General features: G+C 51.4%; 11 protein-coding genes. 1 reads left to right on the forward strand and 10 read right to left on the reverse strand.

From position 1 onward, the window contains the following. Nucleotides 1-2: 2 nt before the first annotated feature. Genes FBF26_03255 through uvrB form a run of 10 tightly spaced genes read right to left on the reverse strand, consistent with a single transcriptional unit; the run spans nt 3 to nt 13422 of the window. Nucleotides 3-3770, reverse strand: coding sequence for a DNA polymerase III subunit alpha (locus FBF26_03255; protein QJU10264.1), 3768 nt, complete (start codon nt 3768-3770; stop codon nt 3-5). 58 nt (nt 3771-3828) lie between these two features. Continuing rightward, nucleotides 3829-4170 (reverse strand): hypothetical protein, encoded by a 342-nt coding sequence (locus FBF26_03260; GenBank protein ID QJU10265.1) that lies wholly within the window; start codon nt 4168-4170, stop codon nt 3829-3831. Then, the gene (locus tag FBF26_03265; GenBank protein ID QJU10266.1) at nt 4160-5068 is read right to left on the reverse strand and encodes a UTP--glucose-1-phosphate uridylyltransferase; all 909 of its coding nucleotides are present in this window, start codon (nt 5066-5068) and stop codon (nt 4160-4162) included. Before FBF26_03265 ends, FBF26_03260 begins: the two co-directional genes overlap by 11 nt. A 55-nt stretch (nt 5069-5123) precedes the next feature. Further along, on the reverse strand, nt 5124-6629 hold the full coding sequence (gatB, locus tag FBF26_03270; protein ID QJU10267.1) for an Asp-tRNA(Asn)/Glu-tRNA(Gln) amidotransferase subunit GatB: 1506 nt from the start codon (nt 6627-6629) through the stop codon (nt 5124-5126). Then, nucleotides 6626-7045: a hypothetical protein gene (locus FBF26_03275; protein ID QJU10268.1), complete on the reverse strand. Its 420-nt coding sequence runs from the start codon at nt 7043-7045 to the stop codon at nt 6626-6628. The genes gatB and FBF26_03275 overlap by 4 nt, the downstream gene beginning before the upstream one ends. Next, nucleotides 7045-8415, reverse strand: coding sequence for an Asp-tRNA(Asn)/Glu-tRNA(Gln) amidotransferase subunit GatA (gene gatA / locus FBF26_03280; GenBank protein ID QJU10269.1), 1371 nt, complete (start codon nt 8413-8415; stop codon nt 7045-7047). The genes FBF26_03275 and gatA overlap by 1 nt, the downstream gene beginning before the upstream one ends. After that, nucleotides 8415-8702, reverse strand: coding sequence for an Asp-tRNA(Asn)/Glu-tRNA(Gln) amidotransferase subunit GatC (gene gatC, locus FBF26_03285; protein QJU10270.1), 288 nt, complete (start codon nt 8700-8702; stop codon nt 8415-8417). The genes gatA and gatC overlap by 1 nt, the downstream gene beginning before the upstream one ends. Before the next feature lie 32 nt (nt 8703-8734). Continuing rightward, nucleotides 8735-10582 carry a hypothetical protein gene (locus FBF26_03290; protein ID QJU10271.1) on the reverse strand — a complete coding sequence of 616 codons (1848 nt, stop codon included), beginning with the start codon at nt 10580-10582 and terminating at the stop codon, nt 8735-8737. After that, the gene (locus FBF26_03295) at nt 10575-11420 is read right to left on the reverse strand and encodes a hypothetical protein (GenBank protein ID QJU10272.1); all 846 of its coding nucleotides are present in this window, start codon (nt 11418-11420) and stop codon (nt 10575-10577) included. Before FBF26_03295 ends, FBF26_03290 begins: the two co-directional genes overlap by 8 nt. A gap of 31 nt (nt 11421-11451) precedes the next feature. Continuing rightward, entirely contained in the window at nt 11452-13422 is a 1971-nt protein-coding gene (gene uvrB / locus FBF26_03300) for an excinuclease ABC subunit UvrB (protein QJU10273.1), read from the reverse strand. A gap of 89 nt (nt 13423-13511) precedes the next feature. Here uvrB and FBF26_03305 point away from each other — a divergent pair, with 89 nt between their 5' ends. Further along, nucleotides 13512-14198 carry a TIGR00730 family Rossman fold protein gene (locus tag FBF26_03305; protein QJU10274.1) on the forward strand — a complete coding sequence of 229 codons (687 nt, stop codon included), beginning with the start codon at nt 13512-13514 and terminating at the stop codon, nt 14196-14198. Nucleotides 14199-14209 lie beyond the last annotated feature (11 nt).

Genomic DNA, 14209 nt, shown 5'->3' on the forward strand with positions numbered 1-14209 from the left:
AATTATTTCAAGATCACACACTCGTCGCCCAGCACCTGGCGCAGCTGGCTCATGAGCTGGTCACCGGCCTCAACACGAAACGGCATGCGCATGGCGGATTTATTAGCCTCACCCAGCACTAGTACTACATCAGTCACGCCAGCGTATTCGGAGCAGAGTGACTTGAGTGCCACCAACTTGTCATGATCACTCGGGTTTTTGATATGAAGAAACAGCTTTTCTGTCTCGGGCACGGCGTGCGTAGCTACTGGACGCGGCGGCGTATTTGTTGTGTCAGTCGATGTCGACCTCACGTTTGTTCCGCTCGCTGTTGATGCTCGGGTTGCGCCCGCTCGCTGAGTCGTTTGAGTTCGAAATGCCGTACGCCGCTCTTGCTTAACCTTGTTACTCATCTTTGGCGCTTCCATTTTACGACCAGTTGCCTGATACTTTTGGAGGTCATCATCGGAAATCAGTTCAATTTCATCAGCAATCATCTTGCTCTCTAAGCCCAAATTACCGTCCCGATCACGGGCTGAGTTTTTGCCGGTCACCCGAATGACGGCGTCCTGGACGAGCTTGGCACCGACTTGCTCATACAAATTTGGAAAGACGATAACCTCGCCCTCGCCAAATTTGTCTTCGATCCCGACGAACGCCATCTTGCTACCTGACTTGGTAACGATGGTGCGCACCGTCGTGATAATACCGCCAATTGTCATCAGCCGGCCATCATATTCTGGCACCAGCTGCGTTAATGGTTGCGCCTGCTCACTGAGATATATCTCGTAGGCATCCAGCGGATGCGCCGAAATATACAGCCCCATCAGCTCACGCTCCCACATCAGCCGTTCTTTGTTGGTGTGCTTGGCCGGCGCTGGCTGCAATTGCATCGTTGGCTGAACATCAGCCGACTCATCACCGAGCATACCAAACAGGTCAGTCTGCCCTGATGCGGCTTCTTTCTGAGTCTTTTGGGCAAAAGCGACAATGGTATCAAGATTAAACAATAAATCAGACCGATCACCAAAGCTATCAAAGGCACCAGTTTTGATCAGCGACTCCCAGGCCTTGCGATTAAACCTACTGGTCGACACGCGCTTGGCAAAATCTTCGACTGACTTAAACGGGCCATCAGCCTCACGAGCACGGATAATTTCTTCGACTGCGCCAACGCCAACACCCTTGACCGCCGCCATACCGAAACGAATCTTCTTTTCATTAGGCACCACCGCGAACTCGACGAATGACTCATTAACATCCGGGTTGAGCACTTCAATGCCCATGTGCTTACACTCGGTCATCTCGATGGCCAGGCGCTCAGTATCATCCTGATCACTGGTCATCAGCGCTGCCATAAATGCGTCAGGATAGTGCGCCTTGAGATACGCCGTCCAGTAGGCGATCAGGCCGTAACACGCCGCGTGTGACTTATTGAAACAATAGTTAGCAAATTCTTCCAGCGCATCCCAGAATTGCTCAGCAATTTCCTTGGTCGCGCCACCGACCTTAACCGCACCCTCAACGAACTCCGGTTTAACCTTTTTCATCAAGTCGATTTTCTTTTTGCCCACCGCCTTACGCAGGGTGTCAGCTTGGCCGCCGGTAAAGCCACACCACTCTTTGGAAATCTGCATAAATTGCTCTTGATAAACCAAAATGCCGTACGTATTCTTCAGCGAGTTTTCCATACCGGGGTGCAAGTAGGTAATTTCTTCTTCGCCGTGCTTGCGTTTGATGAACGAGTCGATAAACTGCATCGGCCCCGGCCGGTACAGGGCCACCATGGCGATGATGTCTTCAAAGACGCTCGGCTTTAGCTCGCGCAGGTACCGCTTCATGCCAGCCGATTCCAACTGGAACACGCCGGTGGTGTCACCGCGCTGGAATAATTTATAGGTTGCTTCGTCATCCAGTGGCAGCGTTGATAAATCAATATCCGTTTTGTAGACCTTACGAATAATACGCAGGGCGTTGTTGATAATGGACAAGTTAGACAGACCCAAAAAGTCCATCTTCAGTAGCCCGAGTTCCTCAACCGGACCCATGGGGTACTGCGTTGCCACCACGCCCTTTTGCGCCATCTCGAGCGGCACATATTTCACCAAGTCATCCGGTGCAATCACCACGCCGGCAGCATGCACACCGTGTGAACGAATCGTTCCCTCCAGCCGCGAAGCAAAGTCGTAGACAGTTTTGGCGGTCGGGTTGCTTTCATATTCTTTCTTGAGATCAGGGTCTTCCTCGAGCGACTTTTTGATCGGGACATGACGACCCTGCACAGGCGGCGGAATGAGCTTGGCCAGCCGGTCGGACTCGCCATATGGCACCTGCAGCACCCGCGCCACATCACGCACCGAAGCGCGCGCTGCCATGGTGCCAAAGGTACAAATGTTAGCCACTCGTTCTGAGCCATATTTCTTGGCACAATATTCAATCACCTCACCGCGGCGAGTATCTTGAATGTCGATATCGATGTCGGGCATGGAGATACGGTCGGGGTTGAGAAATCGCTCGAACAGCAGGTCGTAATGCAGCGGGTCAAGGTCGGTGATGTTCAGCGCATAGGCGATGATTGAACCAGCTGCCGAACCACGCCCCGGCCCAAAGATAATCCCTTGAGATTTGCCCCAGTTGATGAAATCCTGGACGATCAAAAAATAGCCGTTATAGCCCATGTTGTCAAGCACGCCAAACTCCATGTCCAGTCGCTCTAGCTGTGCCTCTGATAACTTGGCTCGCAGTTGGTCATTTGGTAGTTTCTTTGCATCCTCTAACTTCATGCCAGCGTACCGCGCTGCCATACCGCTATACACCAGATGATCCAGATATTCCTTTTCGGATTCACCGTTTGGCGTTGGAAATTTCGGGATGAGAATATCGCCAAGTTTAATTTCTACGTCACACCGATCGGCGATGGCCTTAGTATTGGCGATTGCCTGAGGATTGGTTGTTTGCCACCGCGAAATGATGTCTTCCGGTGTGGTCAAATGCAACTCAAAATCCTTCAAGCTCATCCGCTTTTCATCACTCAAATACGCACCAGTACCGACGCATAGCAAAATCTCATGCGCCTCTTGGTCTTCGTGATTAAGGTAATGGCCGTCGCTGGTCACCACACACGGAATGTCTAGTTCCTCGCTAATGCGCTCAATATAATCATTGACCTTTTTCTGCTCCGGCCAGTGACTGCGCGCTTCCGGGTGACCATGGTCTTGGAGCTCCATGTAGTACCGGTCGCCAAACACTGACTTGTACCAGCCAGCGATTTCCTTGGCCTTTTCATAATCATCATTACGCAAATTCTCGCCCAGCTCACCACCGATACAGCCAGACATACAGATGATGCCTTCGTTGTATTGTTCCAATAGTTCGTGGTCAATGCGCGGCTTGTAATAGACACCTTCGAGGTTGGCGACAGTGCTGAGCTGCATCAGGTTTTGATAGCCCTTGTGGTTCATGGCCAGCAGCGTCAGGTGATAACGCGCCTTGTCCTTGGCGGGGTCGCGGTCATGACGAGTGCGGGCTGCTACGTAGGTTTCGATGCCGATGATTGGCTTGATGCCAACATTCTTGGCCGCTTTATAAAACTCAATCGCGCCCGACATCGTGCCGTGGTCAGTAATAGCACAAGCCTCCATACCCAGCTCCTTCACTCGGGCAACCATGTCAGGAATTTTAGTCAATCCGTCTAGGAGCGAATGGTGAGTGTGGTTGTGTAGGTGCACGTAATCAGACGGCTGCAACGTGGCCGCAACTTTGGCTGAAGCTGTCGTATGTTTGGTAGCCATTATTCATTGCGCCTCCCTTGCGGGCGCCACCTCCTCTTTCTCCACCCAGTATAACATGCTAGCGTCGTCGCTGCATGGTATCAATCAGCTGATTGAGAAAATCCGCCAGTGCCGGAAAGATATCAGCAAACCGCCCCAGCAGCCAGGCTGACACCATGATCAGCACCGTCACGCCCACGAGGCTACCCATACCAAAGAAAAAGCCGCGCCAAAAGTTCATCCAATAAACCTGCCGGCGCGATCGATGAAAATCAAAAAACAGGTCTTCGATCATTGCCTGCCGAGCGCCGTTTTCATTATCGCGCTTAACCCGGTCAATGGCGCGGCGGGCTACCGATGGGCGTGGGTCGGCGGCCTTAGCATCCTTATGGCCACGTTCTTTTGACGATTTAGCTGGCACTATTTTCCTCAAGCCGCTTGACTAGGTATTCACGAAGGCTCGCACCAAGCTTCGGATCACGCATGCCAAAATCAATCACTGTCTTGAGATACTCTAGCTTGTCGCCAGTGTCATAGTACCTGCCATTGGTAATTTCCACGCCATAAAAACTATGGCCGTCATCAATCATGCTCTGCATAATCGGCTGCACCGTAAATTCGCCGTGACCATCAAACGCATGTTTGGCTTTCTCGAGATAAGTAAAGAACTCGCCCGGCAGCAAATAGCTACTGACACTCGCGAGATCGGACGGGGCATTGGCTTTGCCCGGCTTTTCAACGATATTCGTCATCTTAATTACACCGTCGGCAACCTGCTCGCCGTTAACCACACCGTAGCGATCAAATTCAGCGTCATCAACAATCTTCTTGCACGATAGCACCGCGCCGTCTAATTTTTGCGCCGCCGCGATCATTTGGCGAAACCGGCTGGGACTAGCAGCGATAAAGTCATCCGCAAACGTATAGATAACCGGCTCATCACCATTGATCAAATGTGCGGCGCAAGTCAATGGCGTGGCGTTACCGTACGGGCCTTTCTGGCGAATGTAAACAAAGTTTGCCATTTCCGACAAATTATTCACGATGTCAATCAGCGGCTGTTTCTTGGCGCCGCCCGCCCGCAAATTAATCAGCAGTTCCTCGTTCGGCCTGTCGAAATGATCCTCAATTGCTCGTTTGTTAGCACTGCCGATGATAATGATATCTTTGATACCGGCCTCGACCAATTCCTCGACGACGTATTGGATAATCGGCTTGTCGATCAGCGGCATCATTTCTTTTGGCATAGCCTTGGTTTGCGGCAAGAACCGCGTACCGAAGCCGGCGGCAGCGATGATAGCTTTGGTTGGTTTTTTCATGATAGTTCCTCCTGTCGTAGGTTATCTAGATAATCAAATAATCGCGTGAATGTTTTCATTGCAGTCGCTCTCGGATTAGTTTCTGGGCGAGGCTTGGGTTGGCCTGGCCCTTAGAGCGCTTCATGACTTGACCAACGAGGTAGCCGATAGCTTTGTCTTTGCCCGAGCGAATGTCAGCGATGGATGCCGCCGAGGCTGGGTCATGTAATACTTCGTCAACGATGACTGTGATGACCCTCTCGTCAGACACCTGCAGTAAATTCTTACTCTCGGCAATCTCGCGCGGCCCCTGTTTGAGATATTGTCGGTCGAATAGACTAAGGAAAATCTCTTTGCCGCCAGTCGAACTCACCTCGTTATCCTCGACGAGTAGTGACAACTCTGTCAACCGACGCGGTCCAACATAGCCCTCTCCGATGAGATCCATATCAATCAACTCCTCCGGCGTCGAGGCAAACCAGTTAAAGATCCGCTTGACCAGCCGCTGATATTTTATCTTATCAACTCCCAGCTCATCAAGGACAGCTTGCTCGTTATGTACCGTCAGCGTCTTGATAGCATCAAGCAATATCGCGAGCGGCTGATGGCCGAGGATCGTCGTAATCACCGAATGATCCAACTCCAGATCAGCCCACCGCTCTCGGCACTGGCTTGGCATCAACGGCATGTACTGCTGCATGCGTGCAATTTCCTCGTCGGTCAACACAATCGGTGGAATGTCCGGATCGGGTATGTAGCGGTAATCTTGAGCATCCTCTTTCGAGCGCTGTGACGTGGTAATTTGCTGGTCATCACTCCAGCCGCGGGTCTCCTGAACTACTGGTTCGCCGCGCTCCAGTAGGTCAACTTGGCGCTTGAACTCGTATTCAGCGGCACGCTCGACGCTGCGGAACGAGTTGAGGTTTTTGACTTCTGCACGTTTACCAAGCTCAGTCGCGCCCTTTTTAGCCACCGAGATGTTGACATCAAAACGCATGTTGCCGTGATACAAATCGCCGTGCGTCACACCTGCATAGACCATCAATTTGTGCAGCTCCGAAGCGTATGCCTTAGCCTCCTCAGCAGAATGCATGTCCGGCTCAGAAACGATTTCAATCAGCGGCGTACCAGCGCGGTTGAGGTCAACCAGTGAATAGCCGTCGTGGTGCGTCAACTTGCCAGCATCCTCCTCCATGTGCGCATGATGAATCCGCACTCGTTTGAGCGAACCGTCTTCCAGCGGCGCGTCAACATAGCCAGCCAAGATAATCGGCTGGTACATCTGCGAGGTCTGATAACCCTTTGGTAAATCAGGGTAGAAATAATGCTTGCGATCAAACCGACTGACACGAGCAATTGGCGCGTTCAACGCCTTGCCGGCACGCACCGCCAGCTCGACAGCGTGCTTGTTGAGCACCGGCAGCATCCCGGGTAGGCCAAAGTCAATTTCATGCGTTTTTTCGTTCGGCTCAGCATCACGAGCGTCGTTATCAGCCGGGCTGAATAACTTGGTTTTAGTCGCCAACTGGACGTGACACTCGATGCCAATGGTCATTTCATACTCATCATATACACTCATCATAACGCTCCCAAATCTTTTAGTGCTTGTTCAAATGCGGCCATTGCCCGCTTGAATGTCTGGGTGGTGATGGTGACTCGACTTTCGTGGGCAATTTGATTACGTAGTTTATGTGCCGACCAAATCGCGTCCTCATGTGTCCACAGACCACGCCGCGCCTTGAGTCGTTCACCCATCGTCGTGCCACTAACGCCATATTCGCGCATCGCCCGGTCGAGCAGCTTGTCAGCTTTGATAATCGCCATCTGCAGGCTATCGGGGTTATTTGTATCAGCCACCCGCTGCACTGCCTGCCAGACCTTTCGGTATAGTTCCCGGTCAAGTTTCTCCGTTCGCTTCGACGTCAGCTGAATGAATAGCATCAATAGGCCACCGATCACCAGCGCCGCCACCACTAGCGCGATCAACAATCCATCCATCAGATGACCTCCACTTCCGCCGCCAGTTTCAGCAGGCTTCCGTCCGAACGGTAATTACCAATCAGCTGCACGCCGATCGGCAAGCCTTCGTCGTTGCTTCCAGCTGGTACGGAAATTGCTGGCAGTCCAGCCAGACTGGCCGGCACAGTCATGATGTCAGACAAATACATTTTGATCGGATCATTGGTGTTTTCATCAAGTTTGAAGGCTGGCGTTGGTGCGACTGGCATCAGCAGTGCGTCGTACTCAGCGAACAACTGATTGAACTCATTGATAAGCAGCGTGCGCGCTTTTTGTGCCTGCATGTAGTAAGCGTCAAAGAAGCCGCTCGAGAGCACAAAACTACCGATCATAATTCGCCGTTTATTCTCAGTCATAAAACCTTCGTTGCGGCTGCGGCCGTACAATTCCGCCAGCGTTTTCACTTCGGCCGCTCGGTGGCCATAACGCACGCCGTCATAGCGCGCCAGATTTGATGATAATTCTGCCGGCACAATAATATAGTACATCGCCAGCGAATATTGCATCATGCTCAGATCTACTTCTTCAATTTCATAGCCCAACTGCTTCAGTTTTTCAGCATAATCAAGCGTTTTCTGGCGAACTGCCGCGTCCACATCGTCAGTCATACACTGCTTAACCAAACCAATCTTTTTCTTAGTAAAGCCTGACTGGTTCCGCCAAAAGTCAGGCAGTGTCGTCATATCCTTGTCATCAGGACCCGCCATAATTTCCATCACCAAATTAGCATCATCAGCATTCGTGGCGAAACAACCAACCGTGTCCGTACTCGATGCCATGGCTACCACGCCGTAGCGACTGACTGCGCCGTAGGTTGGCTTGACACCGACCACGCCATTAAAGCTGGCGGGCTGACGAATCGAGCCGCCAGTGTCTGTTCCCAACGCAAACGGCACCACGTCAAGCGCCGTCACCACCGCCGAGCCGCCTGACGAACCACCGGCTACGCGCGTTTTATCCGCGGCGTTTTTGGTTGGACCAAAGGCTGAGTTTTCCGTCGAACCACCGTGAGCAAAGGCGTCCAAGTTCGCCTTACCGATACAAATTGCGCCTTCAGCCTCTAGTTTTTCAACGGCCGTGGCCTGCAATGGTGCGTTAAAATTCTCGAGCATCTTCGAGGCAGCAGTCGTCGGCGCTCCAAAGGCCAAGAAATTGTCTTTCACCACAAACGGCACGCCAGCCAGCCGGCCAGAAATCTCACCCTTATCCACCAGTTCGGCACGCTCCAGCGCCCGCTCTTCCGCTAAACTGAGTAGTGCATGGTATTCTTCAATGTCGCGCGCCCGCCGCAGTGCTTCTTTAACATTTTCGACCGCGCTTTTTCCGGCAAAATCACTAATCTGGCTCATCACAGCACCTGCGGCACTTTCACTTGATTGTTCTGCTTTTCAGGCGCCAGCTCAAGCAACTCGTCTCGAGAAATCCCTGACTGGACCTCATCTTCGCGCCAGACATTCGCCAGCCCCGTTACTTGATAGGTCGGCTCTACGCCAGCTGTGTCAAGCTTACTCAGCTGCTCAATGTAGCTAATTATGTTTTCCAAATCCTGGCGCAGTCCATCAACTTCATCATCGGCTAATGCCAGACTACTCAAACTTGCCAGGTGCTGAATGTCACTGGTAGAAATAGTTGTCATGCAGTCTATTATAGCACTGTCTCGAGGAAAACCTAATAACTCAGCAGCCGCGGCGAATGAAGTGTCACCATCTGCGGCAAGCCGTACATACTCATTCCTGAACCAAGTGATAACCCACCGCGGTTCCAGCCGATAGCCGCCGCTGTTGCCGCATCGGTTGCCGCATTTGGTGCGTCTGGTCGTTCGATGTAGCTAATCTTGTTGGCCCCACGATCCGCTACGTACACTCGTCCATCTGGGCCGCGCAAAACTTGTCCACCACCATCACCACCAAGCCCTTTCCAGTCAGGGTGGTTCGGCGTTGATGAGTGAGGGAGCGAATCAGATATTACACAATCCCTGAAATGCTCGCAGCCGGTAAACCCGATAAACCGCTCACTTGTTTTGATAGCACTACTATTGCGACTAGTAATGTCATACCGGAACAGTTCACCGGTATATATTTTCGATACATAGACATGGTCGCCGTTGGGTGAAAAATCAGCAGCGTACCCTAGGCTATTATCAAGTGGATCATTATTATATACACCGACCGACCAATGGGCAATTGGCGTCATATTGGTATCAGCCCCAGATATATCAAATACATGCAATACTCCGGCGTTACCGTTACGATTTGGACAGACACTACCACCCATAAACACCAGCATTTTGGTAGCCTCGTTGTTAAAGTTGATCGAGCCGAATCCCGTTCGCGAAGGGCTTGATGGATTTGGCTGCACGATACATGGCTGAGCTGGACCAGACGGCACATTATACACTGCTGCATTTGGCGTTTGAATAGTTGCCCCGTTGTCAGTCGAGAAGATATTGAAAGCGTATATTTGATTTGGTGAACCCGGCCGATAAGTATACACCACCGCACCATTTCCCGCATTATTCGGCACGGCATTCATCGCCTCGCCAGAATAGTTACGCGAGAAGCTACCCGCCATACCGATAGACATGTTCTTTTTCGTCACTCGTCCGAGTGGATCGCCAGTAAAATCAACGACGTGATAATACAGCGTGCCGAACTTTGCCCGCTCACGACCATTTGCCGAGTTTGATACCACGAGATACTTAGACTCCTCTTTGTTGATTGGGAAGGCAACCACTGCCTGCGTACCAGTACGCGAACCGCATAATCCCTGTGGCGATTCACTATAGTACGCCGTTTGGCCATCGTCACATGTTGGATTACCGTCGGGAGCCGAGCTATCAACCTGCATAATATTCCGTGCCGAGTTCCAGATACGAAGTCCGTCAGAGTAGAATTTCAAATTACCATTACGATCGGAAATTGTCGTTAGACCCTCATGGGATGGGCCACTTGAGTGTGTTGGATAAGGATGTGGCGTCGGTTTATTTGACCCGCCCACACCAAAATCAAGGCAGACTGACCCGCCGATACACCACCAGCGCTTACTGGCGCGCGTCCCAGTAAAGTCAACTTCTGGAATAGCTTGCTGACGTGAATTATAAATATAGGTTTTATACGCACGACCGTCAGATTTTCGGATCAACTCAAGATAACCTTTGACATCAGCACGCCGGGGATTGGTTGTCGACGTATACTCACCGACAAAATATGAACGTAATTTGTCATTGCGAAATACGTCAATTGCTGTGCCATTGCCGCGACAGTCAGTGCCCGGGCGCACACCCGAAGCAATGGCACTATCATAACCACGGCTGATACATTCATTCATTCGTACTACGCCAGCCTCGGCCGCTTCACGTGCTAACTGATTATAGTACTGCTCTACCAAAGCATTAGCCGCTGCTGACGCCAGCTGGAGACCAGCTAGCAAGATCAGCAGCAGCATAATGCTCGCCACAAGGACGGTCGGCAACACAAACCCACCGTCCTTATCCCACCCAGATGTCTTATTAGTCACATCCGACTCCGTATTTATCGCACATCGTCGAACGGACATTGCGCTGTACATTGGTTTTAGTGTATGTGGACCCAGTATCGTGCACCTGAACGGCTACCGTGATAGCTCCAGCAATCAGCACCACCCCTGTTGCGCCCAACAGGATCAGAGACATCGTCTTAGATGTGTTGCGGCCAGAGATAATCCCCTTAAGCATCCACAGCGTCGCACCGATTACTCCTAGCCCTAGGAGATATGGTACAAACTCACCGAGATACAGCGCGCCATACACTGTACCAGCGTCACCAGCGCCGACAAATAGTAGCGAGCTGATGAGGACTGTTACTAACTTTGCCGTCAGTACAATTGCTGGAATTACCAAAGCACCAAATGCACCATATGTTACTACTTTATACGCCGTACTACTGGTGTAGCTGTCACGATCTGGAATAGCCCGTGAGACGCGACCAAATGTGATGAGCGCAACGATTGCAAACAGTGTTGCCAATACACCCGCCATCACTATACCCGTTCCCGGCGTTACCATGTTTATCGATAATATATCGGCCAGCCAACCGCCAATCGAAGTTATCGTCGTTGTCGTTGCACCATTAACCTTTGCCCAAGCAGTAAACAACGACCCCAGTACTTGCGCAAACAATACCGCCGATACGACCGTCGATACCATTGCTAGTAAATACTCAAATGTCAGCCATTTTGCCTTACCGCGACCCGGATCGGTAGCAGCCTGGGGATAGTACGCTGTCGGTTGTGGAGCATATTGTGGAACTGGTGGAGCGCCCGCGTCCTGTACCGGCTGCACCATCTCTGGTGTTGATGCTGTTTTCTTTTGTGTCATAATTATTACCTCCGCTTATGCTAACCTCATTCTACATGGTCTGGCGAATTTCTGCAATCAAATCACGCAGCTGAGCGGCTTTTTCAAACTCCAGATTAGCACTATGCAGCTCCATTTGACCAGTCAGCTCCTTGATCAGCGTTGGATATTCGTCCCTTGGAATCTTCTTTAAGTCTAGCTTTGGCTTTTTGTCCGATTCTTTTTGCGGGATGATGGAGCGCAGGCCATCGTCAATCTTCTTCTGGATGGTTTGCGGCGTGATGCCGTGCGCTTCGTTATATTGCTGCTGAATGTGCCGCCGACGATTGGTCTCATCAATCGCTCGGCGCATGCTGTCAGTTACGTTATCGCCGTACATCAGCACCCGCCCGTCCACGTGCCGCGCTGCCCGGCCAATCGTCTGAATCAGTGCCTGTTCAGAGCGGAGGAACCCTTCCTTATCAGCGTCCATAATCGCCACCAGGCTGACTTCTGGCAGATCCAGCCCCTCACGCAGCAAATTGATACCAACCAAGACGTCGTACGTTCCCAGCCGCAAGTCCTTCAAGATATCGCCGCGTTCCAACGTGTCAATTTCACTGTGTAGATACGCCGTTTTCACACCATTATCGGTCAGGTAGGCACTCAAATCCTCAGCCATACGCTTGGTCAAGGTCGTTACCAATACGCGGTGGCCGCTAGCGATGGTCTGGCGAATCTCCTCCATCAAATCATCAACCTGCCCCTTAGTTGGCCGCACCTCAATCGGCGGATCAAGTAGCCCCGTCGGCCGAATCAACTGCTCAGCCGGCTTTGGCGAATGAGCAATTTCATAGTCGCCCGGTGTAGCCGACACATAAATCGCCTGGTGAATATGCTGATCAAATTCATCAAACCTCAGCGGGCGGTTATCCAGCGCACTCGGTAGACGAAACCCATGCTCTACCAATACTTCCTTGCGCGCCCGGTCGCCATTATACATACCGCGAACTTGCGGCAAGGTCATATGCGACTCATCGACCAGCAGTAGCCAATCATCAGGGAAATAATCAATCAAGGTCGCTGGCTGCTCGCCCGGTTCACGGTCAGTCAGATAGCGCGAATAATTCTCAATGCCTTTGACAAAACCAGTTTCTTTGAGCATCTCCAGGTCATATTTGGTGCGTTGACTGAGGCGCTGTGCCTCCAGCAATTTGTCGTGCGATTCAAGCCATTTCAGCCGCTCGTCAAATTCTTTCTCAATGCCCATGATGGCTTTTTCAATTCGTTCACGCGGCGTCGAATAGTGGCTAGACGGGAAAATCGTCAGGCTAGCTGGCTGCTCCAAAATCTCGCCAGTTAGCGGATCGATTCGCGTGAGTCTCTCAACTTCATCGCCAAAAAACTCCACTCGCACCGCCGTATCCTGTCCAGCCGGGAAAATATCTACCACATCGCCGCGTACCCTGAAAGTCCCGCGCACAAAGTCAACGTCATTACGCTTATACTGAATGTCAGTTAGCAGGCGAATAAACTTATCCTGCACCCGCCGCTCGCCGACCGTCAATTGAATGGCCATATCAGCATACGTCTCCGGCGAACCGATGCCGTAAATACAAGACACACTGGCCACAATGATCACATCGCGCCGTGTTAGTAGCGCCGACGTTGCCGCGTGCCTGAGCCGATCGATTTCATCATTAATCTTCGAATCTTTCTCAATGTAGGTGTCGCTCGAGGCAATGTAGGCCTCCGGCTGATAATAATCAAAATAGCTGACAAAATAATGCACCTCATTGTCCGGAAAAAACTCCTTAAACTCAGAAAACAGCTGCGCCGCCAAAGTCTTGTTATGTGCCAGCACCAGCGTCGGCACATTGGCTCGGGCAATGATATTCGCCATAGTAAATGTCTTGCCCGACCCCGTCACGCCCAATAGAGTTTGCTCGCGTTCGCCCCGCTCCAACCCAGCCATTAACTGAGCAATCGCCGTCGGCTGGTCACCGGTCGGCTGATAGTTGGAGACGAGATTAAAGGCGTTCATATTATTACTATTGTAGCATTGTTGACAAATAGCAACTTTTCATGATATAGTTAACCAGTTATCAGTGATAAAAACAAAAAGGACACCTCATGACTTCACAACATACATGTATTCCGCGTGATGTACAGCTGCAGGCTGCGATGTTCCGCCTCGGCAAGATGGAAGACGAAATCCAGAGCGGCTACGAGATTCTTCGGAAATATCAGAAAACAGTAACGATATTTGGTTCAGCACGCACCGACCCGAACAGCACTTATTACCATGCCGCGAAAGAAACAGCTGAGCGGCTAGCTAAACTTGGCTACGCCATCGTTTCCGGCGGCGGACACGGCATTATGGGCGCTGCCAATGAAGGCGCCAACAAGGCTGTCCAAGAGGGTGCGCGGGCTGCTGGCGGTGAGTCGATCGCTTTTAATATCCGGCTGCCGCACGAACAGGAGGTCAATAAATACGCCACCGAGGTGTTTGAGTTTCAGCACTTTGCGCCGCGAAAGATCGTCATGACCATGTTTGCTAATGCCTATATTTATTTTCCAGGCGGCTTCGGTACGTTGGACGAGCTAGCGGAAATATTGACGCTGATCCAGACTGAAAAAGCCAACCGTGCACCGGTGATCTTGTTCGACACAGCGTTTTGGAGCGATTTGGACGCCTTTTTCCGCAACCATATGCTGGCCGAGGGGGCTATCGTCGAGAAAGACCTGGATATTTATACTATCACCGATAGTGTTGATGAGATTATTGAACTGGTACAAGCAAATAAGACCTATTGCTGATCACCTATTGT

The sequence above is a fragment of the Candidatus Saccharibacteria bacterium oral taxon 488 genome (assembly GCA_013100825.1).
In the GTDB taxonomy this organism is placed as follows: domain Bacteria; phylum Patescibacteriota; class Saccharimonadia; order Saccharimonadales; family Saccharimonadaceae; genus Nanosynbacter.

Excerpts from the sequence above, each read along its gene's own strand:
- FBF26_03255 (QJU10264.1), bottom strand. The coding sequence starts at position 3,770 with ATGGCTACCAAACATACGACAGCTTCAGCCAAAGTTGCGGCCACGTTG.
- FBF26_03265 (QJU10266.1), bottom strand. The coding sequence starts at position 5,068 with ATGAAAAAACCAACCAAAGCTATCATCGCTGCCGCCGGCTTCGGTACG.
- gatB (QJU10267.1), bottom strand. The coding sequence starts at position 6,629 with ATGATGAGTGTATATGATGAGTATGAAATGACCATTGGCATCGAGTGT.
- FBF26_03275 (QJU10268.1), bottom strand. The coding sequence starts at position 7,045 with ATGGATGGATTGTTGATCGCGCTAGTGGTGGCGGCGCTGGTGATCGGT.
- gatA (QJU10269.1), bottom strand. The coding sequence starts at position 8,415 with ATGAGCCAGATTAGTGATTTTGCCGGAAAAAGCGCGGTCGAAAATGTT.
- gatC (QJU10270.1), bottom strand. The coding sequence starts at position 8,702 with ATGACAACTATTTCTACCAGTGACATTCAGCACCTGGCAAGTTTGAGT.
- FBF26_03295 (QJU10272.1), bottom strand. The coding sequence starts at position 11,420 with ATGACACAAAAGAAAACAGCATCAACACCAGAGATGGTGCAGCCGGTA.
- uvrB (QJU10273.1), bottom strand. The coding sequence starts at position 13,422 with ATGAACGCCTTTAATCTCGTCTCCAACTATCAGCCGACCGGTGACCAG.
- FBF26_03305 (QJU10274.1), top strand. The coding sequence starts at position 13,512 with ATGACTTCACAACATACATGTATTCCGCGTGATGTACAGCTGCAGGCT.